Genomic DNA, 25787 nt, shown 5'->3' with positions numbered 1-25787 from the left:
AAGGGCTCAGATCGGCTTCCAGCCAGCTTTCACCCAGTTCGCAAACTCCACTTCATCTATCTGACCAGCAGCCAAGCCTTCCATCATCAGCACACCCTTGGCCGGGTCGGGAAGAAAGGCGTACCCATTGAGCCGCAGGAAGGTCAGAGCAGTCACAAATGCCATTCTCTTGTTGCCGTCGATGAAAGCATGCGCCTTGGCGATGCCAAATGCGTATGCTGATGCAATTTCGGCAAGATCGGCATCAGCGTAGGCCGCAAGGTTCATGGCTCTTGCGCAACCCATCTCCAAAAGGGCGCGATCTCGCGTTCCGGGGGCGCCGCCATGTCGTGAGATCTGTCGGTCGTGAATAGCCACAACCGCCGCCAGCGGTACCCAGATCGGGGTTTTCACGCCAGCGCCTGAAGCAGATCGCGGTTCTCGTCCATGATGATTTCAGCCGCCTTAAGCGCTTCGGCGACCGACGGGTCGTGGGCCATGACTTTTAACGTGCCATCGTCACCGCGCAGGACAAAAAGGGTGTCACCCTCTTTGGCATCGAGGATGGTCAACATCTCGGTGGACAGTGTCATGACGGCCGAGTTTCCGACCTTGCGGATTTTGGTTTCGATCATTGCACCCTCCGGTATATATTAATGTATATACTCATTCGGAGTGAAACTGACAAGTTTCAACTGATTCATGCGGAGTTGGACTTTGTTGGGGTGTGTCAGCTCTCCACCTTATGCAGCTTTTCTTCATCCAGCATCATTGCCAGAAAGACGCCTACCGAAACGGAAACGGTCGCGAAGATGAAGGCCATGTTCATTCCGGTGTCAAAGGCGGCGGCAATGGCGGATTTGACCTTTTCCGCCTCGGCGGTGCTCAGTTTCTCCATGACGGCCTTGGCAGAGGGTGTGGTCAACGTCCCCCCGTTTATAGCTCTTTGATTGGCATCCGACATATCAACTCCGGCGGATTGCAAGCGTTCCCCCAAGCTGCGCAAGCTGACAAGGTACATGATTGCTGTGGCGCAGGCGACGGAAATGGCGCCGTAAACCAGATGAGTCATGAAACTCAGCCCGCCGACAAGCCCTGCCCGTTCCGGTTTCACGGCACAGACGGCGGCGGTGCCGGATGGCCCAACCGTCAGTGTGGCCCCCAGCCCGATCATGGCCATGCCGGGCAGGATCTGGAAGTACCCGAACCCGGCGGGCATCACCACAACGCTGGCTGCCCCGACCGTGGCGCAAAGATACCCCCAGAGCAAAAGCCGCTTGGGACCGAAATCGTTATATAATCGGCCCGACAGGATGGACCCAACCGCCAGAAGAACCGTCAGAGGCGCCAACCCAAAGGCCGATTGCAGAGTCGACCATCCCAGAACCTTCTGCATGTATTGCGGAAAATACATCAGCCCGACGAATGCTGCCGAAACGTTGAACATGTTCAGCCCCAAGGTGATGCGGAACTCGCGGTTCGCCATCATCTGCGGCAGCAGCAGCGGCTCTTTCACCCGATTTTCCACCTGCGGGAACAAGACAAACAACACTGCGCTGACAAGAAACAGCATCAGCAAGGGGGCCGAGGTCCAGCCCCAATCCGCCCCCACATCCAATCCATAGAGCAACAGCAAGACGGCAAAGGACAGCACGGCCATACCGGCAAAGTCGATATGCTCCCCCTGTTTATGCTGGGTTTCACGCTGCATCAACAGCAGGGCGGTCACCATCGAGATGGTTGAAAAGACAACGTTTGCGAGGAAAAACAGCCGCCAATCCCCCAAATTCACCACTGTTCCGCTGATCAGGGGCCCAAACACATTGCCGCAGGTGACACCAGCCAGGATCAACCCCATGATCATTGCCCGATGCTCGGGCCGCGAAACCTTTGTTGCACCAAAAGCCAGCGTGCAGGGCCAGACGCATCCTGCGCCGATACCTTGCAGGGCGCGGGCAACAATCAGGAAGTCCAGGCTGGGCGAAACAAAGCACATAATGGACGAAAACAGAAAGATCGACAGCCCGATCAGCATCATCTTGCGGTGCCCGAACATGTCTCCCATACGCCCCCCGGCAACCATGGTCATGGCAAAGAACAGAGCGTAGATGTTTAGAACCCACTGAGTGCTGGTGATGTCCGCATCGAAGCTGTTCTCAATGGCCGGAACCAGGATCAGCGCGCCGGTAAAGTCGATGCCAATCCCGAACCCCGTCACCATCAATGCAATGACTTTGACGATGCTGCTGCGATCCATAAGCTTGCCCAGACTGCTGCGGGTTTCCCTAGGATGCACGGAATTCCGATGAAAAGATAGGGACTTGCCCCGGGCGGATCACTCAGTAGTGCTTTGCGTCCGTCGAAACGCCCGTTTCAGCATGTCCAGTTCAGCGCGCAAAAGCTCGACCTCGGCCCGCAGGTCATCCGCCGCCGGGATGCCTGCAATGATGGTGAAATCGCCAAGCTTTTCCGAGGTCGCTGCATCAACAATCACAAAGCAATGCACTCCGTCAGACAGCGCGGCCACGGGCACCGGAACCGTCAGGCCCCACCCGTCCTCAGACGCCGAAACGCGCACATCATCGAGATTTTCGCCAAGGTAGCGCACTTCGACCCTTGGCTCGCTATTGGCCTTCAAGTGCCCCTGCCAGAGGCCATTCTCGAACCGTATAGGCGTCAAAGTCGGAAGCGTCATGGTCGGAACTCTCACAAATCGGCGCGGTGGTGGCGACAGAAGGTCAGATCGCGCAACGTGGCCCGGTTCATATCGGGATTCTCGAAGATCAGGTCCAGCCAAATCTTCTCGATCCGCGACTCGTTCAGGGGCAGGTGAGCCAGATCGAAGTCCACCGAATTGGACGGGCTGGACAGGTCCAGTTTACGCAGCACCTGTTCGGTGTTGGGGCCGTGCTGGATGTTGAGGCGGGAAAACATTTCAAGTGGTTGTTCCAGTTCGACCTGCACATCGGCGCGCATCAAATGCTGTTTGGTCAGCCCTTGCGCGGCTTCGGCTGGCAGTTCCACGGACAGCGAAAGGAACGAGCCGGAAAATCCGAACACATCGACCGTCAGCCCAAATGCGGCCAGATCCTTGTCGCGGGCATTCCGGGTCTGTCGCATCCCGATCTCGGCCAAGGGGCAGTCGTGAAACAACGTTACCTGTTGATCCATGTGCGCTCTGCGCGGGGCCGAGGCCACCCCGGGGCGTGGCAGTGGCCCACGCCACAGGTCCGGCCGCCAGCACCAGTCCGTCCCCAAAGGTTTGGGAAACTGGGACGACCCGATTCTGGGTCGGGCCAACCGGCCATCAGCCTCGTGGATCAGCATATCCAGCTGCGTGCGCAACTTCCGGGCTTCGTCTCGCTGTTGGCGCAGTTGCGGTTCGGGCGCTTCAGCCGCACCGCGCAACGCCTCGCGCCAACGCGCGACAACTCGGCGGTGAATGTAACGATCCAGAAGTCTGCCCATGGCCTCATCATTCAGAGTGTGGCCCTGTTTAGTCAAAGACGGCGCAGGGAAAAAGGTGAATAAACGATTATGAAGACCAATACTCGCAAATTCGTGAACAAGTCGACGGATGGTCAACCCGGCGGCAATCTGTTAGCCCGCCGCATTCTTGCAATCACCGGGGCCAGTGCGTACCGTCTGACACCTGATTGCATTGGATAATCCTAACAAAGCATCCAATAGATTTGAGGCACGACCGGGGCATGGAATCCACTCTGTTCGCATTCATCTGGAAACATTCCAGAAAACAACAGCTTGTCCTGCTGTTTCTGACAGTCCTGTCGTTTCCCTTCCTCTATGCCTCGCTGGAGCTGCCCAAGCAGATCATCAACGGTGCCATCGGCGCCCCCAGTGACTCGGTCGCGGTGCTGGGGTTCACGGTGACGCAGGTGCAGTACCTGATGATCCTGTGTTTCGCCTTTCTGGCCACGGTTATCGCCAGTGGCCTGATGAAGATGCGCATCAATACGATGAAGGGCATTCTGGCCGAGCGTATGCTGCGCCGCCTACGGTTCACCCTGATCCACCGCACCATGCGCTTCCCGAAATCCTACTTTGCCACCACCAGTCAGGGCGAGCTGGTGTCGATGATCACGTCCGAGGCAGAACCGATGGGCGGGCTGATGGGCGATGCGATCGCCCAGCCGGTTTTCCAGTTCGGCCAGATGATGACCATCGTCACTTTCCTGTTCATGCAGAGCATTTGGTTCGGGCTGGCCAGCATCGCTTTGATCCCGCTGCAGGCGTGGCTGATCCCGAAATTGCAACGCCAGATCAACCTGTTGAACAAGGAACGTATTCAGGAGGTTCGGAACCTCAGCTCTGAGATCGGAGAAAGTGCGGCGGGCATCAGCGATCTGCGCACCAATGGTGGTTGGCGCTATCGGCTGGCGCAGTTCAGCCGCCGGTTGGGGCTCTTGTTCGAGATCCGTTTCAAGATCTACAACAAGAAATTCTTCATGAAGTTCCTGAACAACCTGATCACACAGATGACGCCGTTCCTGTTCTACTCGGTCGGTGGTTATCTGGCGATCAAGGGAGAGGTCACAGTGGGCGCGCTGGTCGCAGCGCTTGGGGCCTACAAGGACCTCAGCGGCCCATGGAGGGACCTGCTGACCTACTACAATCAGGTACAGGACATGTCCCTGCGATGGGAGGTGGTGACCGAACGCTTTGCCCCCTCGAACATGATCCCGGAAGAGCTCTTCGTGGGTGAGCCCGAGGTGATCCCGCACCTGACCGGCGATATCGAGCTGCGCAACGTGACCGTGCGCGACGACGACGGCAAAACCATTCTGGAAGATATCGACCTGATCATTCCGAAAGGCGCACGAGTGGCGATCCAGTCGGGCCATGCGTCCGAGCGCAATGCGCTTGCTCAGGTGCTGACCCGCGAGGTTCTACCGGTGCAGGGTGAGGTCATCATGGCCGGTCATAACCTGAAAAACCTGCATCAGACCGTGATCGCGGCCCGCATCGGTTATGCCTATTCGCGCCCCTACCTGTTTAACGGCACGCTGGGCGACAACCTGTTGATGCCGCTGCGCCCGCATCCCCAACACGAAGCTGACGCGGCACAATCGCCGAACCGCTGGCAGATCGAGGCCGCCCGCGCGGGCAACCCGACGGATTCACTGACCGACGAATGGATCGATCCCGGTCTGGCCGGGCTGGACGATATCGACGACATTCGGGACTGGTGGTTCAAACTTGTCGAGGCGATGGGGATTGACGAGTTCATGTTGCGGCGTACCTTGCGCACTCGGTTCGACCCGCAATTGCACCCGGTTCTGGCGCAAGGGGTCGTCAACCTACGCGACACGGTTGCGGATCGGCTTAGGGAAAAGGGGCTGGACCGCCATGTCTACCGCTTCGACCCCGACCGCTTTAACCCGGCTGTTCCGCTTGGCGGCAACTTGCTGTTCGCCACCCCGTCGCGGGATATTACACCGGATTCTCTGGCTAGTGACAGGCGGTTCAGGAACATGTTCGGAATGCATGATCTGGCCAACGATGCCATGACCTTGGCCAGTGCCGTGCTTGAGACGCTGGATCAGGCCTTTGGGCGCGACGGCGCGGATCACCCCCTGTTCCTTCGCCTGGGGATGTCGAAGGACATGTACCACCGTCTGCTCGACATCAAGGACCGGCGCAAGGCCAAAGGGGAAGGCGGGATCAGTGATTCTGAACGTTCGTTGTTGCTGACCATCCCGTTCTTGTTGACAGCTGAGCAGATCGGCCCGGATTTCCCCGAAGAATACAAGGACAAGATCCTCTCGATCCGAAGAGACCATGCCGAACGGTTGCGCGGGGCGCTGGACGGCATGTTCGTGCCGCTGTCGCCGGACAATTACCTGCCGCGGCTGACGGTAATGGAAAACGCTCTGTATGGCCGGGTTTCGCTGATGGCGGGTGCCCATGCCGAAGAGATTGAGGACGTAGTGGCACAGGCCATTAACGAGGCCGGCCTGCGGCGCCGAGCGGCATCCACCATGTTCGACTTGCCCACCGGGTTGGGCGGGAACAACTTGCCGACCGTGTTTCAGGAGCGCGCGGCGTTTTCTCGCGCTGGCATCAAACGTCCCGATATTCTGATCCTCGACAAGGCGCTGGCCAGCCATGACTCGCAAAGCCGTCTGCGCACGCGCCTGCGGCTACGCGAACTGCTACCCGACTCGATCATGATTTTCATGGAAGATCACTTTGCCCACCCCGAGGCCTATGATCTGTTCATCGAAATCAAGGATGGGCGCATCGACGGCGTCGCGCGAACCCAGGAAGACCACAAGGAAGGGACCTCGGCTGATCTGAGCCGGAAACTGCAGATTATCGCCTCGACCGAGCTGTTTTCGGGCATAGACGCGCGCAACCAGCGCCTGTTGGCATTCTCGGCACAATGGTATGAAGTGGCCAAGGGTCAGATGATCTTTACCCGCGGACAGTCACCCGATGCGGCCTATCTGTGCATCAAGGGTCAGGCCAAACTGATCTGGACCGAAGAAGGCGGCGGCAAGCGACCCATCTCGATCATCGAACCCGGTCGCCTGATTGGCGATCTGTCGATCATCACCGGCGATCTTCGCCAATTGGATCTGGAAGCCATCACGGATTGCACCTTCCTGCGCATCGGCGCTGAAGAGTTGAGGGCCGTAATCGAAAGCGACGCCTCAGTCGCAGTTCAACTTTTGCAGACCGTTGCGGGATATCTCACCACATTGTCGAACAGGCTCAACACGGTTGAGAACACCGCAGATGTCTTCCCGGACATACCGCATTCTATCGAAGGCGAAGGCACCGGCAACAATGCATGAACCCGCCGCCTACTCCGCCCACGAACGGCTTGTGGCTGATGCCCGCGCCCGGCCCGAGCTTTGGCGCCTGCTGGTCGGACTGGTTATTGTCGGCGTGCTGTATGTGACGTTGAATTCAGTTCTGTTCGCCCTTATCGGAGGTCTGATTCCCCCGGATCAGGCGCAGGGGTTTCTGCGCGGCACCTCAGTTTTGGCCACTCTGCTTCTGCTGATGAGTTTCGGATTTCTGACGCTGGGCGTCGCTGTTGCGGCCCGGCAAATGCAACACCGGTCGTTGAGGGCGATTCTGGGGCAACGCAATCTGTTCCGGCAGCAGTTCATTCTTGTGGCGTTGGCACTGGTGGTTTTGGGCGTGGTGATGGCCCTTTTGCCACCTTATGGAATGGGTGAGCCGCTGACCCAGAATCTTGCCCTGTCCTCATGGCTGCTTTTACTACCTGTATCAGCCCTTGCGGTACTGATTCAGACCAGCGCCGAGGAAGTGCTGTTTCGCGGCTATATCCAGCAGTCCCTGGCGGCCAGGTTCCGGTCTCCGGTGATCTGGATGGGCCTGCCCTCGGCTCTGTTCGCCGCCGGGCATTACGCGCCGGGTGTGACCGGCGACAATGCGCTTCTCGTGACGGTCTGGGCCTTTGCTTTCGGTCTGCTGGCGGCGGATCTGACCGCAAGATCCGGAACACTGGGACCCGCTATCGCATTGCATTTCCTCAACAATACCGTCGCGCTGTTATTCATCTCACTGCCTGACACCCTTAGCGGTCTTGCACTCTACCTGCTGCCGTATGAGATGACAGAGACCGGGCTGTTGCGACAATGGCTGTTCGTGGATTTCGCCGTGATGATTGTCTGTTGGCTGACAGCGCGTCTTGCACTCAGGCGTTGATTGCATTTCCTGCCGTTGCGTCTTATTTGACGTCAAAGCCGCTCAAGCAAGGTTCCGACATGAACTGGATCACAAACTACGTCCGCCCCCGGATCAACTCGATCTTCTCGCGCCGGGAAGTGCCCGAAAACCTTTGGCACAAGTGCGACGAATGCGGCACGATGCTGTTCCACCGCGAGTTGGCGGAAAATCAGAACGTCTGCACCCAGTGCGGTCACCACATGGCGATCACCCCGCGCGACCGGTTCAAGCACCTGTTCGACGGTGGAATTTTCACCGAAGTCGATGTTCCTGCCCCCAAAGACGACCCGCTGCATTTCCGCGATCAGAAGAAATACCCTGACCGCATGAAAGCCGCGCAGAAAAAGACCGGCGAGAAAGAGGCGATGCTGGTCGCCAGCGGAGAGATCGGCCGCACGCCAATCGTCGCGGCCGCGCAGGATTTCTCCTTCATGGGCGGCTCGATGGGCATGTATGTCGGCAACGCCATCATCGCCGCCGCGCAAGAGGCGGTGAAGCTCAAGCGCCCGCTGATCCTGTTCTCGGCCGCGGGCGGCGCACGGATGCAGGAGGGCATCCTCAGCCTGATGCAGATGCCGCGCACCACCGTAGCCGTCGAGATGCTGAAAGAGGCGAACCTGCCCTATATCGTCGTGCTGACCCATCCCACCACGGGCGGCGTGACCGCATCTTATGCGATGCTGGGGGATGTGCATATTTCCGAACCCAACGCGCTGATCTGTTTTGCCGGTCCGCGTGTGATCGAACAGACCATCCGTGAAAAACTGCCCGAAGGTTTCCAGCGCGCCGAATATCTGCTGGATCACGGGATGCTGGACCGTGTCACCAAACGCACCGAGATGCGCGAAGAACTGATCACCATCACACGAATGCTGATGAATCAGCCTCCGGCGGTGAAAGGCGACCTGCCTGCGCCTGAACCCGAAGAAACCCCTGCCGAAGCACCGGCTGAGGACGTGGACGAGAAATGACCAGCCAGACATCTGACGTCATTCTCGACAGGATGATGGCCTTGCACCCCAAGATCATCGACCTGACCTTGGATCGCGTCTGGCGCTTGCTCACCGCACTGGACAACCCACAGACCAAACTGCCGCCGGTGATCCATATCGCCGGAACCAATGGCAAAGGCTCGACTCAGGCCATGATCCGCGCGGGGCTGGAAGGGGCAGGGCTGTCGGCCCATGCCTATACCTCACCGCATCTGGCACGGTTCCACGAACGCATCCGACTGGCCGGAGAGCTGATCTCGGAACCCGATCTGACGAAGGTTCTGGATGAATGCTACGCCGCCAACAATGGTGAAAACATCACTTATTTCGAGATCACGACCTGCGCCGCACTGCTAGCCTTTGCTCGGGCGCAGGCAGATTACACTCTTCTTGAAGTCGGACTTGGCGGCCGTCTGGACGCCACCAATGTCATTCATGAGCCGGCTGTCACGGTGATCACGCCGGTGTCGATCGACCATGAGCAATTTCTGGGCGACACGCTGGGCAAAATTGCCGCCGAAAAGGCAGGCATTATCAAACCCGGCATACCCTGCATCGTTGGGCCACAACAAGACGAAGCGTTGGAGGTCATCGAATACACCGCTGCACGCCTTGGGGCCCCATTGCTGATCCACGGTCAGCACTGGCATGTGCATGAGGAAAACGGCCGTCTGGTCTATCAGGACGAAACCGGCCTGCGTGACCTGCCACTGCCGAACCTGTTAGGAGCACACCAGCTCCAGAACGCCGGCGCCGCGCTGGCTGTTCTGCGCCACCTGAATTTGGGCGATGAGGCCTATGAGGCCGCCGTGACCAAAGCCGAATGGCCCGCTCGGATGCAACGCCTTAAAACCGGCCCGCTGGTCGCAGCCGCGCCGCAGGCCGAGCTTTGGCTGGATGGTGGCCACAACGCCGCCGCCGGGATTGCACTGGCCGATGTTCTGGCCAAGCTGCCCGACCGCCCGACGCATATGATCTGCGGTATGCTCAACACCAAGGACGTCTCTGGCTATCTGGCCCCGCTGGCGAAACAGGCGCTAAGCCTGACCGCCGTTTCCATTCCCGGAGAGGCCGCTACGCTCAGCGCCGAAGACACCGCCGCCGCTGCGGCCAAGGTCAACCTGGCTGCAACAACCGCCGACAGCGTTACCGATGCGCTGAACACAATCGTGGCCGCAGACCCGCAAGCCCGCGTGCTGATTTGCGGCTCGCTTTATCTGGCCGGTAACATCCTACGCGAAAACGGCTGAAGAAAGCCCGCAAAAGCTTCATCTAGTCGACAAACCGCATGGGTCGCAAACGACGCGCGGCGGCGATAGAGCCCTCTATTGCCCCCAATCCTGATCTTGCATTTCGCGAAGGCGTGAAGCGGTGCGTTCAAATTCAAACGTCCCTTCGCCTTCGACATACAGCATCTCGGGCTCGGCTGCAGCCGAACAAATCAGGCGCACCTTTGCTTCATACAGTGCATCAATCAGCGTCACGAACCGCTTGGCCTCGTTGAAGTTGTTCCGCGACAGGCGCGGAATGTCTTCCAATACCAAAACCTTCAACTCCTCGGCAATCGCCAGATAGTCTGCAGGCCCCAGCATCCGCCCGCATAGATCGTAGAAGGACGCCCGCGCAACCCCGTTGCGAAAGGCGGGCAACTCGACCGCTCGACCCTTGACCTGCAGGATCAGTGGTTCTGCGTCGCCACCCGACAAGTCATTCCAGACGCTGCGAACGCTCTGTCGTGCTTCTGGGCCGATCGGCGTGAAATAGACCGGCGCCCCTTCCAGCCGGTTCTGGCGGTAATCGGTGGGTGAGACCAACTCCCACACCTGAAGCTGTTCCTTGATATGCGCAATGAAGGGCAGGAACAGCTGGCGGTTCAGCCCGTCCTTATACAGATCATCGGGATGCCGGTTCGAGGTCGTCACGACCACAACGCCGCCATCGTACAGCAGGTCGAATAGCCGCCCTACGATCATGGCATCGGTGATGTCGGTGATTTGCATCTCGTCAAAGGCCAGCAGTTTGACAGTCTTCACAACCTCCTGAGCCACCGGGGCCAGCGCATCCTCGACACCGTCCTGACGGGCTTTGTGCATACCCGCATGGATTTCCTGCATGAAGGCGTGGAAATGTACACGTCGCGCAGGGATATCCTGCAACGCGTCAACAAACATATCCATCAGCATCGACTTGCCGCGCCCGACGCCGCCCCACAGATACAAGCCTTTCGGCGCAGGCGGGGCCTTGCGAAACAGCCCGCGCTTGACCGGAGCGGCAAGGGCTGCGCGAATGCGCTCGAAATGGGGGAGCACGGCCTCTTGCGCGTCGTCCCGTGTCAGACTGCCCTCGGCAACGCGGTCGTTATATAGCGAAATCAAATCCGTCATGAAGCCGAGCCATAGCGCCCCCATTCAGGCTTGAAAAGCAGCCATTTTGTTGACGCATCAATTTTCCTTAACCGAAACCGCAAATCTGCTGATTTGACGCGTTGCCCAAAACCGCTAACTTCCGCCGGACCAATACCCCGAGGTCCGAATGCCGCAATTTGCTCGCCTGCTTAACCCGATCCTGATCGTTGGATGTATTATCATCACGGTCAGTTTTGCCGTGCGCGCCTCATTCGGAGTGTTTCAGATTCCCATTGCCAGCGAGTTCGGCTGGTTGCGGACCGATTTTTCACTGGCGATCGCGATCCAGAACCTTGCCTGGGGCATCGGACAACCGATCTTTGCTGCGATTGCCGAAAAAATCGGCGACCGAAAGGCGATCATCCTTGGGGCTTTGACATATGCGGCGGGCATGGTGCTTTCGGCCTGGTCGATTACTCCGTTCGGACACCAGATGTATGCGTGGCTGGTGGGCTTCGGCATCGCTGGCACCGGGTTCGGTGTTGTGCTGGCCGTGGTCGGGCGTGCCTCTTCCGACAAGAACCGCTCGATGTCTCTGGCAATTATCACGGCCGCCGGCAGTTTCGGTCAGGTGATCGGTGCCCCGACGGCCGAGTGGCTTATGACATTTTTGCCGTGGCAGCAGGTCTTCATTGTCTTCGCCGCCGCAATCCTTGCCCTAGTACTGACGCTGCCCTTCATGCGCGCGCCGCAACCGGTCAGCAATGCCGAGCTGGAGGAGAGCATGAGCCGGATCCTGGGCCGTGCCTTCAGCGATCCGTCTTACGCCATGATATTTCTGGGCTTTTTCAGCTGTGGCTATCAACTGGCCTTCATCACCGCGCATTTCCCGGCCTTTGTGACCGAGATGTGTGGCCCGATCCAGCCCGGCGGTGTCCTGCATTCTTTAGGTATCACAACCACATCAGCCTTGGGCGCCGTGGCAATCTCGCTGGTGGGATTGGCGAATATCGGCGGCACGCTGCTGGCGGGCTGGGCAGGTAGCCACTTCCCCAAGAAATACCTGCTTGCGGCGATCTATACCGGCCGCACCCTTGCAGCCGCCATCTTCATCATCATGCCGATCACACCGGTGTCTGTCATCGTGTTTTCCGTCGTTATGGGTTCGCTCTGGCTGGCCACTGTACCGCTGACCTCGGGCCTGGTCGCGCATCTCTACGGTCTGCGCTACATGGGCACGCTCTACGGCTTTATCTTCCTCAGCCACCAGATCGGAGGCTTCCTCGGCGTCTGGCTGGGAGGGCGCATGTATGACGTCTATGGCGACTACACAATGGTCTGGTGGATCGGTGTCGCCGTTGGAGCATTCAGCGCCATCGTCCACCTGCCCATCCGCGAGAACAGACCTCAGGTGGCCGCCGCCTGATCACACCTGATATTTGCTGATGATGTATTGGCTGGTCATCAGGTCCAGATGCGCGCCACCACCATTCTTGAACAGTGTGATCGCTGTTGGGTCGGGGGCAAACTGGTCCAGATCATAATAGTCGGCCACCAAATCACTGCGCGTGATCACGCCTTGTTCGATAGGAATCTTGATCTCACCGATATGATCAACAGTTGAGTCAAAACTGTCCATGAAGATACGCGCACGTTGTAGCGCGAGGTCTTCGGCCTCGCGCATATCGGGCCGATACGCACCGACAAGGTTCAAGTGCTGACCCGGGCGTAACCATTCGCCCTTGATGAATGGTTGAGTGCTCATTGTGGCAGTCAGGATGATATCGGCCCGGTTCACGGCATCCGCCAGATCATACTCGACGTCGACATGCCCTAGTTTCGCGGCCAAAACTTCGGCCTTGGCGGTGGTGCGGTTCCACACTCGTATTTTGGCTTTCGGATAACCGGCAGCAAAGGCTTCGCACAAGGATCGGGCCACCGGCCCGGCGCCAACGATCAGGATGTTGCGACTGTCCGGGTTCGCCAGCCGCAATGCTCCCAGCAGGCTGTCCCCGGCTGTTTTCCACTTTGTCACCAGGAAAAAGTCGACCAATGCCGCCAATCGCCCATCTGCGTCGTCATAAATGCTGACGGACCCATCAATCACAGGGCGCCCGGCCTGAACATTGCCCGGGAAAATGGTGGTGGATTTCACGGCGATACCCAGCCCGTCAATCCAGGCCGACCGCGACAGCAGCGTGTCAGCATCGCGATAAAGGAACGTATCTTCGATCTGAGCCTTGGGCCGCTGATGTCCGTCGACAAAGGCTTGCGTCAGTTCCACCCAATCCAGATTGGCCTCTCCTTGGGCAAACGGGATTTGCAGGACGTTCATCGGGCCTCCTCCTCGGTCAACAGGCCCTCGGACACCAGACGGTCTGCCCAGCCTTGCGGGCCGGTAAAGTGATGCGTTTGCCACCCGCGCGCCCGCGCCGTTTCGATATTGTCGATCCGGTCATCGGCGAACAGCAAGGCCTCGGGGGCAACCCCGCAATCAGCTTCGACCATTTCGTAAATCTGAACATGCGGTTTCACAGCCTTCATGCGGCCCGAGACATAGTGCCGGTCAAACTCGTTCAGAAACGGGTAAACCGCGGTGGCATAGTCGAAGTTCTGCACGCCGAAATTGGTCAGTGCGAAAACGGGGATATTCTTGGAACGCAAGGCCCGCTGCAAACGAACCGAGTGGGGAATCTCGGGCGCGGCCAGCTCAATCCACTTGTCATGCCACATGCGGATTTCTTCGCGCCATTCGGGGTACTTCTCGGCCCAGTCGTAGATCGTGTCGGTGAAATGATGCCCCTGATCCACCAGATCGTTCATTCCATGCAGATCGACCTCGGTGAACATGGCGCGACGGCGTTCTTCACCGATCACCTTGTCGTAATAACGTTCCGGCTGCCATTCGATCAGAACGTTCCCGATGTCGAAAATTACGGCTTCAATCGGCATGTTGTGCCCCCGTCAGATCAATCCAGCTCGCACCGACTGAACCAATCCCGGCCCAGATTTACAAGGGCGGAACCGCAGCGCGCAGCGCTGCCCGGCCTAACCGGAGGGGGCGCATCTTTGATGCGTCTCTGACGGGCGGGAGCGCTACCCGTGCTGTGCCGCCCTCAATTCCCGCTCCAGTGCGTCCAAAAACCGCGACCGGTCCGCTTTGCCAAAAGGCTTTCCGCCGCCACCAGCCCCCAATGGATTGGCCGCACGCAGGTCAGCCATAAGATCGCGCATTGCCAGTTGCTGACCTATATTGGCCGCCGTAAACGCTTCACCATTAGGGCGCAGCACGCGCGCCCCAGCCTCAACGCATTTCGCGGCCAATGGGATGTCGGAGGTCACCACTACATCCCCACGCCCGCACCGTTCCGCGATCCACTTATCCGCCTCGTCCGCGCCTTCCGCCACGATGACGACCTGCACCAGAGGATTCACCGATGGCCGCAGCCCGCCATTCGATACCAACGCCATCCGCACTTTGTGCCGGGTCGCCACGCGTTCGGCCTCGGCCTTTACCGGACAAGCATCGCCATCGACAAACAGGGTTGTCACGCGCGTTTTGCCTCTTTCTTGGCAGGTGCAGCGGGCTTCTTTTTTACCTTGAACTCGTCCGGGATTGGCATCCGGTTGAAGGCGTCCAGACCTGCTATTTTGTAGGCCTCGGCTAACGTCGGATAGTTGAAGGTGTTCTGAACGAAGTAGTCCACCGTTCCTTTCAGGTTCAATACCGCCTGTGCAATGTGGATCAGCTCGGTTGCGCCTTCGCCAACAATCTGTACGCCAAGCACCCGGCGGGTTTTCAGCGAGAACAGCATCTTTAGCATCCCGTGCTCCAACCCCATGATATGCCCACGCGAGGTTTCACGGAACCGCGCCACGCCGACTTCATAAGGAATGCCGCGTTCCTGCAGTTCCTCCTCGGACATGCCGCAGGTGGAGATCTCGGGCACCGAGTAGATGCCATAGGGATACCACGGGCTTTCGGGCAGGGTGGGTGTGTCCAGCGCATGACAGGCGGCCACCCGGCCTTGTTGCAGCGAAGTCGATGCCAGCGACGGGTGCCCGATCACGTCGCCGGTTGCATAAATATGCGGCACAGCAGTTTGATAGGTTTTGCGATCCACCTTGATCCGGTTGCGGTGATCGGTTTCCAACCCGACGGCGTCCAGGTTCAGCCTGGACGTCGCGCCCATACGGCCAGCAGCAAACAACAGCATCTCGGCCCGGACATGGCGGCCGTTTTCCAACGTCAGTTCGACATGGGCACCCGCATCTTCGATTTTCTCAACCGCAGACCCCAAGCGTAGGTCAACGCCGTTTTCGCGGATCTGATGAGTGAAATCATGGATCAGGCGGCTGTCGATGAAATCCAAGAACGTGTCGCGCGGCTCGATCAGTGTTACCCGCACATCCAGCGCCGAGAACATGGTGGCATATTCCACCCCGATAACCCCGGCTCCGATCACAACCAGCGAGCGGGGGATTTCAGCCATCTCGAGGAACTCATCCCCATCCACGATCGTCTTGCCGTTGAAGGGCACGTAATCCGGGCGATAGGTCTTGGTTCCGGTCGCGATCAGGAACTTGGCCGCTGTCAGGCGCGTGGTTTCACCCGCGTCCGTTGCGACCTCAACCTCGTGCGGGCCGACGAATTTGGCCAGACCGTTGAGCGTCTCCACATGGTTTCGGTTGAACTGGTGCTCCAGCACATCGACCTCGTGATCCAGCGTCATGTGCAGACGCGCCTTCAGGTCCTCGGCGCGGATTTGATCTTTGACCCGGTAGGAGCGGCCGTAAAAGCTGCGCTCGCGCCAACCGGACAGGTTCAGCACCGTCTCGCGCAGCGTCTTGGAGGGGATCGTACCGGTATGCACCGACACGCCACCGAACCGGTCCTTGCGATCGACCACCAGCACCCGGCGTTTCAGCTTACCTGCCTGGATCGCTGCCGACCGCCCCGACGGGCCGGACCCGATGATGATCAGGTCATAGTCGAAATTGCTCATGTCTCAGTCTCCATACAGCGCTTCGGCGTGGAAGGTGATGTGGTCTTCCATGAAGGTGGACACAAAGAAATAGGAATGGTCATAGCCCGGCTGCAGGCGATAGGTGACCTGCTGGCGGCGTTCTGCGATTGCCTGCGCCAGCGCCTCGGGGCGCAGCAGGTCGATGAACTGGTCATTGGCGCCGGTGTCGATCAGGATCGGGCCGTCAAAGCCGTTTTCCTTCATCAGCACCGAGGCGTCGTGTTTGGCCCAAGCGGCCTCGTCATCGCCCAGATAGGCGCTCAGCTGTTTGCGACCCCAATCCGACCCAGTCGGGTTCGAGATCGGTGCAAAGGCCGAAACCGACCGGAACCGCCCCGGCAGATTCATCGCCAGTGTCAGCGCGCCGTGCCCCCCCATCGAATGGCCGGTGATGGCCTGACGATCCATATCAATGGAAAAGTTTTCGGCCAGCAGGGCGGGCAGCTCGTTTGCCACGTAGTCCCACATGTTGAAATGCGGTGCCCAGGGGGATTGCGTCGCGTTCACATAGAACCCGGCGCCCTGGCCCAGATCGTAGTCTTCGTGATCAGCCACGCCCTCGCCTCGCGGCGAAGTGTCAGGGAAGACCACGGCGATGCCTTGTTCGGCCGCCCAGGCCTGAGCGCCCGCCTTGGTCATGGCGTTCTCATGTGTGCAAGTCAGGCCGGACAGATACCACAGAACCGGAACCGGCCCATCCTTGGCTTCGGAGGGAAGAAACAGGCCAAAAGTCATATCGCATTGGCAGGCTGCGGAGGTATGGCGGTAAACGCCCTGCACGCCACCGAAACAGGCGTTTTCCGAAAGGGTTTCCATCTTGCAGTGTCCTTAGCTTTGGGTCGCGACATGGCTAAACCTACAGGGACGCGGCGTAAAGGCCGCGTACCTTCGGCGCGCGTATTTTTTGAAGATGCAGCTCAGAGTGTTGCGACCCAGGCGATCACAACCGGCACGGTCAGGATGCTGGCGGCTGTGGACAGCAGGATCGCTGCGGATGCCCGATGCGGGGCCACGCGGTAATGGGCGGCCAGAATATAGACATTCCCCGCCACCGGCAGAGCCGCAGCTGCAATGGCTACCGCAGCCGGAAACGCAGCCACCGGGATCAACCACAACAGCGCCACGGCAACGCAGGCCGGATGGACGACCAGCTTGCAAAAGCTGAGCCACGCCGCGACCTGCACGCGTTCGGCTGATTTAGAAGCAAGCGAGGCACCGATGGCAAACAGCGCACCCGGCGTGGCGGCCCCCCCGAGAATGGTCAGAAAATCGTTCAGCGGGTCAGGGACCGGCACCTGAAATGCTGACCACAACAGTCCGGCAGATATCGAAACGATCATCGGATTTTTCAGCAAACCCATCCCGATCAGACGCAGGGTCGCCGGCGTCAACCGCCCGTCGCGCCCGGCATTGATCAAGATTACGATCAGGGACGAAAACACCACCAGATCAACTGTCAGGACCAACATAACCGGCCCGATGGCGGCTTCGGACAACAGCAGGGCCAGCATCGGAAGACCCAGAAAGCCGACATTGCCGATGGCGGCGCATTGGGCCTCGACCGCAGCAGTGGGAATGTCGAGTCCCCGCATCCACGCAACCAGTGTCGCCAGCGCATAGACAACGACAGTGCCCAGCAAATAGCCCAGTACAAGACGGCCGTTGAAAATCTCGGCGAAGGGCAGGGTTGCGGCAAAGCGGAACAGCATTGCCGACAGCGCGAAGAAAAACACGAATTTGGTTAGGTAGGCGGTTGCTTCTTCGGTAAAAAAACGGCTGCGACCGGCCCAGTATCCCAGGCCGATGATCGCAAAAAACGGAAGCGTGCGTAGAAAGATTTCGACCATGGCCAGAGTGTTAGCATTGTATGACGGAGCGGCAAGCGTTTAGCAAACGCGGTCATCACGCACTAGGTTCTGACGGGAAAATGAACGGATTCCACAGCGTCATACCGAAGGAGATCACGCGAATCGTTGTATCTGAACCGAACGGTTTATAGTTTTAGGGGATCATTCAACCAAGGAGAGCCCATGACAGAGACAGCCGCCATCCTTCGTACGGGTCGCAAATTCGATCAGGTTTTGCGTGGCGCCCGAGAGGTTTTCATGGCGGATGGGTTCGAAGGCGCAAGCGTCGATGACATCGCCCGCGCCGCCGGTGTGTCCAAGGCGACGCTCTACAGTTATTTCCCCGACAAACGACTTCTGTTCATGGAGGTCGCACAGACCGAATGCAAACGTCTGGCCGAAAACGTCATCTCGATGATCGATGATTCCAAGCCGGCGCGCGAAGTCCTCACGATCACCGCCACTCAGCTGACCGCATTTCTGGTTTCCGATTTTTCGCAACAGGTCTTTCGGATCTGCGTGGCCGAGCGCGACCGGTTCCCCGAGCTGGGAATGGCGTTTTTCGAAGCCGGGCCTCAAAATGGCCAGCGCCACATGGTTGAGTATCTGGAAAAGGCCGTCAAAAAAGGCGAGCTGGCCATTGAAAACGTCCAGATCGCGGCGGAGCAATTCTCGGAGCTGTGCAAGGTGCGGATCTGGACCAAGGCTGCATTGGGCATCCAGACCAGTTTCAGCCAGTCGGAAATCGACGAAATCGCGCTGCAGGCGGTGGACATGTTCATGGCCCGCTACGGGGTTTGATCAAGAATTGAGCAGGCGCGCGGGCGTTTGCCCAAAGAAAGGCCGGTCGCTCAGTTGATGTTTGACAGGTGGACCATTCTGGAAAACCATCAGGCGGATACAGCGAAGGCCCTGTGACCCTTGACCAGTGCGAACACCAGCTTTTCCCGCCGACTGAACGATTTGCTCGTTCAGATTTACCCCGATCATGATCAAGCCGATCTGGCCCGCCAGGTTACCGGGGCTTTCTGGCCCGCGGGGACGCACCGGCGCAAACAGGGGCGCAAGCCGGGCAACAAGCTGTGGTCGGAAAAAGACAGCGTCCTGATCACCTATGGAAACTCGATTGAGGATCAGGCCCACAAGCCACTGGACCTGCTGCACGATTTCCTGATCCGGCATCTGAGCGGCGTGGTGAACGGGGTGCACATTCTGCCGTTCTTTCCTTTCACTTCGGATGACGGGTTTGCGGTGTCCGATTACTACACCGTCAGTCCGCAATTGGGGGACTGGACCGATATCACCCGGATCGCGGGCGACTTTCACCTGATGTCGGACCTGGTGCTGAACCATGTCTCAAGCCAGGGCGCGTGGTTTACAAATTTCCTGCAGGGGAAATCGCCGCACGACCGGTTCTTTTACGAAGCCTCACCCGAAGATGATCTGTCTCAGGTCGTGCGCCCGCGCACCACGCCTCTGTTGCGGCAGGTCGAAACCAATCAAGGCGAAAAACACGTCTGGTGCACCTTCAGCCACGATCAGGTGGATCTGGATTTCTCAAACCCTGAAGTGCTGGTTGAGATGCTGCGGATCATCCGCCTGCATATCGACAAGGGGGTGCGTATCCTGCGGCTGGATGCAGTGGCCTTTGTCTGGAAAGAGATCGGCACAAATTGCATCCACCTGCCGCAAACCCATGCCATCGTGCAACTGCTGCGGCTGCTGTGCGATTTCACCACCGAAACGCTGGTGCTGCTGACCGAGACCAACGTGCCGCGCACCGAAAACCTCAGCTATTTCGGCAACCGGAATGAGGCGCACGCGGTTTACAATTTCCCTCTGCCACCGCTGATCCTGCACGCGATGCAGTCGGGTACAGCACGTTACCTACGCGAATGGCAGGTTGCGATGCCGCCCGCGCAACTGGGCTGTGCCTATCTGAATTTCACCGCCAGCCATGACGGCATTGGGATGCGCCCCGCCGAAGGGGTTCTGCCCCCCGATGAGAAAGAGCGCATGATCGACACCGTGCGCCGGATCGGCGGGCTGGTGTCGATGCGAGCACTGCCGGATGGGCGCGAAGAGCCCTATGAACTGAACTGTGGATATTTTGAGGCGATGCGCGGGACATTTGCCGGTGAGGATCAATATCATCTGGCCCGGTTCATCTGTTCCCAGACCATTGTCATGTCACTTGAGGGGATACCGGCCTTCTACATTCACTCCCTGCTGGCCACGCCCAACGATCACGAGGCCGTGGAACGGCGTGTTATGAACCGGGCGATCAACCGGCACCGCTGGCACTATCCCGACCTGCTGGCGCGGCTGGCCGATCCGGGGTCAAATCAGGCGCTGGTGTTGTCGGAGCTTTCACGCCGCCTGCGCCTGCGGGCGCAACAACCCGCATTCCACCCGAATGCCACGCAATTCACTCTCCGGTTGGAAGATCGTGTCTTTGGCCTTTGGCGGCAGAGCCTGGACCGCAGTCAGTCTATCTTTGCGCTGCACAATGTCTCGGCCGAACCGGTCCCTGTCAGCCCAGCCGAGATCAACATGATCGCCGAGGAGGTTTGGACCGATGCCCTGACCGGAGAAATCCTAGCCGCCAACGGCCCCGATATCGTACTGGCGCCGTATCAGTGCCGCTGGATCACGAACGCGGAATGAACTCGGCCAGATCGTCGGACACCGCTGCCTTCAGACGCAACAGAAACTCTGGATCGGCTGAATGCACACGGTTCCATGTCGGGATGAACGGCGTTTCGTGCGGGTTGTCGAGGAAGACCTGACCGGCGCGAATGATGTTTTCGGCAAACAGTTCGATGGATTTCTCTTCCTTGTGACGATCCAGCTCCAGCCCGTTCATCTTGGCGTCGGTATAATAGCCCTCCAACAAGTCCAGTGCGGAACGATAATACGTGGCCTTGAGCGTGCGGAAGGTGTTGGGGGTGAAAACCGTGCCATCGGCGGCCAGCTTGCGGAAGATTGCCTTGCAGATATCGGTGGACATGCGGGACAGGCCGCGATTGGCGTCTTCGGGCGACAGGTCCTGATGCTTGTGGTCGTAGTTGTCCGCGATCTCGACCTGACAAACGGATTTCGGCGCCAGATTGCGCCACGCCTCGGACAGAACTCCGATCTCCAAGCCCCAATCTGACGGAATGCGCAGATCGGGCAGGGTAGGCGTGCGAATGGCGAATTCACCTGATAGCGGATAGCGGAAGCTGCGCAGGTAATCGAGGTAATCGCGGTCTCCGATCACTTTCTTCAGCGCAATCAACAGAGGGCTGACCAACAGGCGCGTAACACGGCCGTTCAGCTTGCCCGCGCCAACGCGGGGATAAAACCCCTTGGCCATCTGGAATGGAAAGGTAGGATTGACGACCGGATAGACCAACCGGTCCAGCATCTGCCGATCATAGGTGACGATATCGCAGTCATGAATTGCCATCACCGAACTGTCGGCGCAGGCCAGCAGGTAACCGATGCAGGACCAGACGTTCTTGCCTTTGCCGGGTTCCTGCGGGGCCAACCCCAGCTTCCGCAGATGCGATTGCAATTTGGTCAGGCGTGGACTGTCATTCCAAATCACCGCATGGTTTTGTGGGAGATTCGCAAAGAATGCACGCGCGTGGCGGTACTGCGCCTCATCTGCTTGATCCAGACCGATGATGATACGGTGCAAATAGGGCACTTGGGCCAGTTCCTCCAAAATACTCGCCAGCGCCGGCCCTTCCAATTCGGAATAGAGGCAGGGCAGGATCAGGGTGATCTTGCGTGTTTCGGCAAAGACCGAAATCTCATGCGCCAGTTGCCCGGCGGGTCTGCTGCGCAGGTTATGCAGTGTCGTGATGTTTCCGTTCTGGTGAAAATCTGCCATGTCTGGTGCCTTTTCTGGGTCAGAGCCCTGCCGTCAGCGTCAGTATCGCATTGGACCAGCCGCGCGGCCCGCTTTGAGTTGTTCTGAGAATTCGCGCCTCAATTTCAGGTGGGAAGAGGGGAACCGAGAGGCCGTCCGGATTGGCAATCACCACACCCTGATCCGCTGCGCGGATCATCTCTCTGTCGTTGGGTGCATCGCCCAGTGCCATGGTCCGCCGGGGCTGCAACCGCATGACAATTTCGGCCATCGCATCTGCTTTGGTTTTGCCGAAAGAAAGGGTCAGAAACCGCCCTCCTTGTCGGGCGTGCAATCCGGCGCGTGCGGCCGCCGACAGGAACTCTTTCAAATCAACCTCTGAGCCGGTCCACAGCCCCGGTTCACTGAACCTGCGTCGCTTGGCTAGGACGGCTTGCGCAAGGCCAAGACCAGTATTCCGTGCCACTTGTTTATCGGTCAGATCACCAAAGCCGACAAATCCCGACGGCAGAGACCTCAGCGTGGACCGAAGGTGCAGATAGCAATCGGTGTCCTCGTCGGTTCCACCGGGCCAAAGTATCCCGGCCCCGTTTTCGACGATGGCGGGCATATGGGTCAGGCCCATATCCTGCTGCAAAGGCCCGATTTCCGCAGCCGTCTTGCTGCTGGCCAGAACCAGCCCGGCGCCCAGTTTCCTCAGGCGGGCAAGCCCCGGTCTGGCGGCTTCCCAGCCGTAGTCGTGGTGGTCCAATAGCGTGCCGTCCAGATCGGAAAACACCAGAAGGGGCAGGGCAGCTGCATCGTTCATCGCCCTCGAAGTAGAAGTCTGCCGATACGCGATGTAAATCCGTACCGACAATTTTTCCATCAAACCGAATGCCTGTGCCTATTTTCTAAGCAAAGATGGTCCAACTTATTCGATAAACGTTCTGGCCAACCGGTCACTGATCGGTTGCGACAGATAGCTGATTACCGCACGCTCACCGGTATTAACGAACAGATCAGCAGGCATACCGGGCACCAGTTCCAGTGCGGCAACGTCCTGCGGCTGCTCGGCATCCAGCTTGACCCGTGCATTGTAGTAAGGCTCGCCCGTACGTTCATCTTCCAGTGCATCGGCCGAGATATCGAAAATCCGACCGCTGGCTTCAGGCACGTCCGCCTGCGCAAAGGCCGACAGGCGGATGCGCGCGGTCTGACCAATCCGCAGCTTATCGATGTCACCAGTCTTGACCCTTGCCTCGACGATCAGGACCTGATCGGCGGGAACTATATCCATGATCGGCTCACCCGGGCGGATCACTCCGCCTACTGTCGAAACGCCAAGGTTCACGACTCGGCCGCTGGCAGGCGCCAGAACCTGCGTCCGCTTCAGCCGAGCCAGAGTTCCCGCAAATTGAGGACGGATCAGATCCAATTGCGCCTCAACCACGGCCAATTCCCCGGCGATGACCTCGTCGCGCAGTTTTTGCTGGCTAAGCAGCGACAGCTCCAACTCCTGCACCTGATCCTCGGCCTGCGCGATCTGGGTGCGCAACGAGGCATCTACCCCGCCAAGCCGTTCCAGTTCGATCTGCCGCGCACTGACCCGCGTGACCGCCACCAACCCCTTGGCCAGCAACGATTGCAGGTTGGTCAGCTCGGTCCGCGTGATCTCCATCTGGTTTCGCGTCGCCTTTCGTTGCTCATCCAGGCCGGTGATCTGATTGCGCAGCCCGGTGATGCGCTGCGCGTTGATCTGTGTCTCGGTGCGTCTGGCGCGCGCCTCGGCGTCAAACAGCTGTTTCTGGGTTAGGTAGGGAGACACCCATTGCAAGCGGTCCATCCCTGTGCGGAACCCGGCCAGCGCGGTGGCTTCGTCGAACTGGATCTGCCCACTCATCTGCGCCAGCAGACGCGCGCGGCGGACAGATAACTCGCCAAGCTGGCTACCCTGTACGCTAAGTTCAACATTGATCTCGGTACTATCCAGCTGCACCAGATGTTGCCCTGCCTCGACGAACTGCCCGTCCGCCACCAGGATCGATTGGATAATGCCGCCATCCAGATGCTCGACTGTCTTGCGGTCGCCCTCAACCACGAAAGCGGCGGGTGCGACCACGGCCCCATCCAAATTCGAGGCGAAGGCCCAGTAGACACTGCCACCGACGAATACCGCCAGTGTGAACAGCCCGAACAGTACATACCGCGCGATACTGGATGACGTATCGGTGATTTCTTTCAACTGAGTTTCGTGGAAACCAACGGCATTGCCGGAAGATGCGTATTTGATCAGGTCTGTCATAGGGCCGCTCCAGAGATCTGAGTTTCGCTTGACGGGCGTGGGGGTTTTTGCAGCACATTGCGGCTGTTCACCTTCAACACGTCCTGCTTGTCGCCAAACTGGGCCTGGCCACCGTTGCGCAGAACCAGCACCTTATTGGCCGCCTGCAACGTGGCCGGGCGATGGGTCATGACGATCGCAATCGCGCCCCGGTCCTGTACAGCCAGCAACGCATCGCGCAGGGCCTGCTCGCCCTCCGCATCCAGATCCGAATTCGGTTCGTCCAGAACCAGAACAAACGGATCGCCATACAGCGCGCGAGCCAGAGCCAGCCTCTGACGCTGACCACCGGACAAAAAGAACCCCTGACCAATCCGGGTTTCGTACCCGTCCGGCAGGCTACTGATCAGTTCATGCACTCCGGCTTCTCGGGCCGCGCGCAGAACCTCGGTATCGTCAATGGTGGTCGAGAACCGACCGATGTTCTCGCGAATGGTACCGTCGAACAGGCCTACGTCCTGAGGCAGATACCCGATTTGTTTGCCCAGATCCTCGGCGTTCCATTTCGACATCGGGCTGCCATCCAGAAGAACCTCGCCCCGTTGCGGATGCCAAATACCGGCCAGCATCTTGCCCAAAGTGGTCTTGCCCGACCCGCTTTGGCCGATCACGGCCAGAACATCGCCGGCTTCCAGATTGAAATCAATTCCACGAATGGTGGCATTCAGTGCGCGCGGAGGGGCCGCCTGGGCGATACGGACGTCCAGAGAATTGAACGCACGCGGCAGGTGCAGGTTGGGCGGTAACTCGGCAAAATCATCGGTCAGTTGCTTGATCTTGCTGTACGAGCCGCGCGCGGCCAAAAATGTGCGCCACTGGCCGATCAACTGATCAATTGGCGCCAACGCGCGGGCCAGAACAATGGTTGCAGCGATCATTATACCGGCCGTGGACTCTCCGGTGATCGCCAGCGCGGCACCAAGGCCCAGAGCCGCAGATTGCAGACCCATGCGGATGGTTTTGGACATCACCGAAAAGCTTGCGATTCGATCTGCGGTGCGGGTCTTGTGTTGATGCGCATCCGCCTGCAGCGCCGTCCAGCGGCGTACCAGATCTTTTTTCATTCCCAGGGCGTGAACCAGCTCGGCATTGTTGTCGCCAGTTTTAAACAACGCGTCAGAACGCCCGCGCGCCTGCGACGCCTGTTGCATCGGAGCACGGGCGCGAGCGTTGTTTATCAGTGCCATAATGGTCAGGGTGACAGCCCCGCCCAGACCCAAAAGACCCAGAAGCGGATGCAGAACAAACAGTACCAACAGGTAAATCGGTATCCACGGCGCATCGAAGAACGCGGTCAGTGTGTTGCCCGCGATGAACTCGCGAAAGCCGTTTACGTCTTCGAACAGGTTTTCACCGGTCTCGCTTTCACCCTGTACCCGGCGGCGCATGGCGGCTCCGAGGACAGGCGCGCCCACGCTCATCTCGAACCGGGCGGCCAGACGGCCAAGGATGCGCATTCGCATCAGGTCAAGGCAGGCAATCACGACGAAAACTCCGGCCAGCAGCATCGACAGGGCAATCAGGGTATCGGGGTTCTGGCTGGTTAGTACGCGGTCGTAGACCTGTAGCATGTACAGCGGTCCGGCCAGCATCAGAAGGTTCAGAAACAGGCTGAAGACAGCGACCGCAACAAAGCCTTTGCGCAGCGACCCCCAGGCGGATTTGACAGGATTGGCGTTCTGGAACATGTCTT

Annotated in this window: 23 protein-coding genes; 7 read left to right on the top strand and 16 right to left on the bottom strand. The window is 59.0% G+C overall.

What is annotated here, in order from left to right:
- Positions 1 to 6 precede the first annotated feature (6 nt).
- The 5 genes from ACR1XY_RS06635 to ACR1XY_RS06615 all read right to left on the bottom strand — a co-directional run bounded on the left by ACR1XY_RS06635 (position 7) and on the right by ACR1XY_RS06615 (position 3447).
- The gene (locus tag ACR1XY_RS06635) at positions 7 to 393 is read right to left on the bottom strand and encodes a type II toxin-antitoxin system death-on-curing family toxin (protein WP_480591154.1); all 387 of its coding nucleotides are present in this window, start codon (positions 391 to 393) and stop codon (positions 7 to 9) included.
- The gene (locus tag ACR1XY_RS06630; protein WP_480591152.1) at positions 390 to 614 is read right to left on the bottom strand and encodes an AbrB/MazE/SpoVT family DNA-binding domain-containing protein; all 225 of its coding nucleotides are present in this window, start codon (positions 612 to 614) and stop codon (positions 390 to 392) included. The genes ACR1XY_RS06635 and ACR1XY_RS06630 overlap by 4 nt, the downstream gene beginning before the upstream one ends.
- A gap of 95 nt (positions 615 to 709) precedes the next feature.
- A complete protein-coding gene (locus ACR1XY_RS06625) occupies positions 710 to 2236 on the bottom strand; it encodes an MFS transporter (RefSeq protein WP_480591149.1) in 1527 nt (508 codons plus the stop codon).
- Positions 2237 to 2314: 78 nt separating this feature from the next.
- Complete coding sequence (locus tag ACR1XY_RS06620) at positions 2315 to 2674, bottom strand: hypothetical protein (RefSeq protein WP_480591147.1); 360 nt, start codon at positions 2672 to 2674, stop codon at positions 2315 to 2317.
- Positions 2675 to 2685: 11 nt separating this feature from the next.
- Positions 2686 to 3447 (bottom strand): DUF6478 family protein, encoded by a 762-nt coding sequence (locus ACR1XY_RS06615; protein WP_480591145.1) that lies wholly within the window; start codon positions 3445 to 3447, stop codon positions 2686 to 2688.
- Between the two features lie 242 nt (positions 3448 to 3689).
- On the opposite strand from ACR1XY_RS06615, the gene ACR1XY_RS06610 reads away from it, so the two are divergent.
- From ACR1XY_RS06610 to ACR1XY_RS06595, 4 genes are read left to right on the top strand one after another with little or no spacing between them, the layout of a single operon-like run.
- Positions 3690 to 6797, top strand: a complete 3108-nt coding sequence (locus ACR1XY_RS06610) for an ABC transporter transmembrane domain-containing protein (protein ID WP_480591143.1) — start codon at positions 3690 to 3692, stop codon at positions 6795 to 6797.
- Positions 6790 to 7680, top strand: coding sequence for a CPBP family intramembrane glutamic endopeptidase (locus ACR1XY_RS06605; RefSeq protein ID WP_480591141.1), 891 nt, complete (start codon positions 6790 to 6792; stop codon positions 7678 to 7680). The genes ACR1XY_RS06610 and ACR1XY_RS06605 overlap by 8 nt, the downstream gene beginning before the upstream one ends.
- A gap of 59 nt (positions 7681 to 7739) precedes the next feature.
- A complete protein-coding gene (gene accD / locus ACR1XY_RS06600; RefSeq protein ID WP_480591139.1) occupies positions 7740 to 8672 on the top strand; it encodes an acetyl-CoA carboxylase, carboxyltransferase subunit beta in 933 nt (310 codons plus the stop codon).
- Positions 8669 to 9943: a bifunctional folylpolyglutamate synthase/dihydrofolate synthase gene (locus ACR1XY_RS06595; protein ID WP_480591137.1), complete on the top strand. Its 1275-nt coding sequence runs from the start codon at positions 8669 to 8671 to the stop codon at positions 9941 to 9943. Before accD ends, ACR1XY_RS06595 begins: the two co-directional genes overlap by 4 nt.
- 75 nt (positions 9944 to 10018) lie before the next feature.
- Here ACR1XY_RS06595 and zapE read toward each other — a convergent pair whose 3' ends face one another.
- Entirely contained in the window at positions 10019 to 11077 is a 1059-nt protein-coding gene (gene zapE / locus ACR1XY_RS06590) for a cell division protein ZapE (RefSeq protein ID WP_480591135.1), read from the bottom strand.
- A 148-nt stretch (positions 11078 to 11225) separates the two neighbouring features.
- On the opposite strand from zapE, the gene ACR1XY_RS06585 reads away from it, so the two are divergent.
- Positions 11226 to 12464: an MFS transporter gene (locus ACR1XY_RS06585; RefSeq protein WP_480591133.1), complete on the top strand. Its 1239-nt coding sequence runs from the start codon at positions 11226 to 11228 to the stop codon at positions 12462 to 12464.
- Here the strand turns inward: ACR1XY_RS06585 and ACR1XY_RS06580 are convergent, their stop codons facing one another.
- From ACR1XY_RS06580 to ACR1XY_RS06555, 6 genes are all read right to left on the bottom strand, one after another.
- On the bottom strand, positions 12465 to 13373 hold the full coding sequence (locus ACR1XY_RS06580) for an ornithine cyclodeaminase family protein (protein ID WP_480591131.1): 909 nt from the start codon (positions 13371 to 13373) through the stop codon (positions 12465 to 12467).
- Complete coding sequence (locus ACR1XY_RS06575) at positions 13370 to 13990, bottom strand: HAD family hydrolase (protein WP_480591129.1); 621 nt, start codon at positions 13988 to 13990, stop codon at positions 13370 to 13372. The genes ACR1XY_RS06580 and ACR1XY_RS06575 overlap by 4 nt, the downstream gene beginning before the upstream one ends.
- Positions 13991 to 14134: 144 nt before the next feature.
- Positions 14135 to 14590, bottom strand: a complete 456-nt coding sequence (locus tag ACR1XY_RS06570; protein ID WP_480591127.1) for a YaiI/YqxD family protein — start codon at positions 14588 to 14590, stop codon at positions 14135 to 14137.
- Entirely contained in the window at positions 14587 to 16044 is a 1458-nt protein-coding gene (gene sthA, locus ACR1XY_RS06565) for a Si-specific NAD(P)(+) transhydrogenase (protein WP_480591125.1), read from the bottom strand. The genes ACR1XY_RS06570 and sthA overlap by 4 nt, the downstream gene beginning before the upstream one ends.
- A 3-nt stretch (positions 16045 to 16047) precedes the next feature.
- Positions 16048 to 16881, bottom strand: coding sequence for an S-formylglutathione hydrolase (fghA, locus tag ACR1XY_RS06560; protein WP_480591123.1), 834 nt, complete (start codon positions 16879 to 16881; stop codon positions 16048 to 16050).
- 101 nt (positions 16882 to 16982) lie between these two features.
- Positions 16983 to 17912 carry an AEC family transporter gene (locus tag ACR1XY_RS06555; RefSeq protein ID WP_480591122.1) on the bottom strand — a complete coding sequence of 310 codons (930 nt, stop codon included), beginning with the start codon at positions 17910 to 17912 and terminating at the stop codon, positions 16983 to 16985.
- A 183-nt stretch (positions 17913 to 18095) separates the two neighbouring features.
- On the opposite strand from ACR1XY_RS06555, the gene ACR1XY_RS06550 reads away from it, so the two are divergent.
- Together ACR1XY_RS06550 and ACR1XY_RS06545 are read left to right on the top strand one after the other, a co-directional pair.
- Positions 18096 to 18713, top strand: coding sequence for a TetR/AcrR family transcriptional regulator (locus ACR1XY_RS06550; protein ID WP_480591120.1), 618 nt, complete (start codon positions 18096 to 18098; stop codon positions 18711 to 18713).
- A gap of 120 nt (positions 18714 to 18833) precedes the next feature.
- A complete protein-coding gene (locus ACR1XY_RS06545) occupies positions 18834 to 20579 on the top strand; it encodes a sugar phosphorylase (RefSeq protein ID WP_480591118.1) in 1746 nt (581 codons plus the stop codon).
- On the opposite strand, the gene ACR1XY_RS06540 is transcribed toward ACR1XY_RS06545, so the two are convergent.
- The 4 genes from ACR1XY_RS06540 to ACR1XY_RS06525 are packed head-to-tail and all read right to left on the bottom strand — an operon-like array spanning position 20563 to position 25782.
- Positions 20563 to 21792, bottom strand: a complete 1230-nt coding sequence (locus tag ACR1XY_RS06540; RefSeq protein WP_480591116.1) for a glycosyltransferase family protein — start codon at positions 21790 to 21792, stop codon at positions 20563 to 20565. The two genes, ACR1XY_RS06545 and ACR1XY_RS06540, sit on opposite strands and share 17 nt — an antisense overlap.
- A 19-nt stretch (positions 21793 to 21811) precedes the next feature.
- Positions 21812 to 22639: an HAD-IIB family hydrolase gene (locus tag ACR1XY_RS06535; RefSeq protein ID WP_480591114.1), complete on the bottom strand. Its 828-nt coding sequence runs from the start codon at positions 22637 to 22639 to the stop codon at positions 21812 to 21814.
- A 45-nt stretch (positions 22640 to 22684) separates the two neighbouring features.
- Entirely contained in the window at positions 22685 to 24055 is a 1371-nt protein-coding gene (locus ACR1XY_RS06530) for an HlyD family type I secretion periplasmic adaptor subunit (RefSeq protein ID WP_480591112.1), read from the bottom strand.
- Positions 24052 to 25782, bottom strand: coding sequence for a type I secretion system permease/ATPase (locus ACR1XY_RS06525; RefSeq protein WP_480591110.1), 1731 nt, complete (start codon positions 25780 to 25782; stop codon positions 24052 to 24054). The genes ACR1XY_RS06530 and ACR1XY_RS06525 overlap by 4 nt, the downstream gene beginning before the upstream one ends.
- Positions 25783 to 25787 lie beyond the last annotated feature (5 nt).

The sequence above is a fragment of the Ruegeria sp. AD11(2025) genome, assembly GCF_056542405.1.
This window is presented reverse-complemented; position numbering and strand designations above follow the sequence as displayed.

Excerpts from the sequence above, each read along its gene's own strand:
- ACR1XY_RS06630 (WP_480591152.1), bottom strand. The coding sequence starts at position 614 with ATGATCGAAACCAAAATCCGCAAGGTCGGAAACTCGGCCGTCATGACA.
- ACR1XY_RS06625 (WP_480591149.1), bottom strand. The coding sequence starts at position 2,236 with ATGGATCGCAGCAGCATCGTCAAAGTCATTGCATTGATGGTGACGGGG.
- ACR1XY_RS06620 (WP_480591147.1), bottom strand. The coding sequence starts at position 2,674 with ATGACGCTTCCGACTTTGACGCCTATACGGTTCGAGAATGGCCTCTGG.
- ACR1XY_RS06615 (WP_480591145.1), bottom strand. The coding sequence starts at position 3,447 with ATGGGCAGACTTCTGGATCGTTACATTCACCGCCGAGTTGTCGCGCGT.
- ACR1XY_RS06610 (WP_480591143.1), top strand. The coding sequence starts at position 3,690 with ATGGAATCCACTCTGTTCGCATTCATCTGGAAACATTCCAGAAAACAA.
- ACR1XY_RS06605 (WP_480591141.1), top strand. The coding sequence starts at position 6,790 with ATGCATGAACCCGCCGCCTACTCCGCCCACGAACGGCTTGTGGCTGAT.
- accD (WP_480591139.1), top strand. The coding sequence starts at position 7,740 with ATGAACTGGATCACAAACTACGTCCGCCCCCGGATCAACTCGATCTTC.
- ACR1XY_RS06595 (WP_480591137.1), top strand. The coding sequence starts at position 8,669 with ATGACCAGCCAGACATCTGACGTCATTCTCGACAGGATGATGGCCTTG.
- zapE (WP_480591135.1), bottom strand. The coding sequence starts at position 11,077 with ATGACGGATTTGATTTCGCTATATAACGACCGCGTTGCCGAGGGCAGT.
- ACR1XY_RS06585 (WP_480591133.1), top strand. The coding sequence starts at position 11,226 with ATGCCGCAATTTGCTCGCCTGCTTAACCCGATCCTGATCGTTGGATGT.
- ACR1XY_RS06580 (WP_480591131.1), bottom strand. The coding sequence starts at position 13,373 with ATGAACGTCCTGCAAATCCCGTTTGCCCAAGGAGAGGCCAATCTGGAT.
- ACR1XY_RS06575 (WP_480591129.1), bottom strand. The coding sequence starts at position 13,990 with ATGCCGATTGAAGCCGTAATTTTCGACATCGGGAACGTTCTGATCGAA.
- sthA (WP_480591125.1), bottom strand. The coding sequence starts at position 16,044 with ATGAGCAATTTCGACTATGACCTGATCATCATCGGGTCCGGCCCGTCG.
- fghA (WP_480591123.1), bottom strand. The coding sequence starts at position 16,881 with ATGGAAACCCTTTCGGAAAACGCCTGTTTCGGTGGCGTGCAGGGCGTT.
- ACR1XY_RS06555 (WP_480591122.1), bottom strand. The coding sequence starts at position 17,912 with ATGGTCGAAATCTTTCTACGCACGCTTCCGTTTTTTGCGATCATCGGC.
- ACR1XY_RS06550 (WP_480591120.1), top strand. The coding sequence starts at position 18,096 with ATGACAGAGACAGCCGCCATCCTTCGTACGGGTCGCAAATTCGATCAG.
- ACR1XY_RS06540 (WP_480591116.1), bottom strand. The coding sequence starts at position 21,792 with ATGGCAGATTTTCACCAGAACGGAAACATCACGACACTGCATAACCTG.
- ACR1XY_RS06535 (WP_480591114.1), bottom strand. The coding sequence starts at position 22,639 with ATGGAAAAATTGTCGGTACGGATTTACATCGCGTATCGGCAGACTTCT.
- ACR1XY_RS06530 (WP_480591112.1), bottom strand. The coding sequence starts at position 24,055 with ATGACAGACCTGATCAAATACGCATCTTCCGGCAATGCCGTTGGTTTC.
- ACR1XY_RS06525 (WP_480591110.1), bottom strand. The coding sequence starts at position 25,782 with ATGTTCCAGAACGCCAATCCTGTCAAATCCGCCTGGGGGTCGCTGCGC.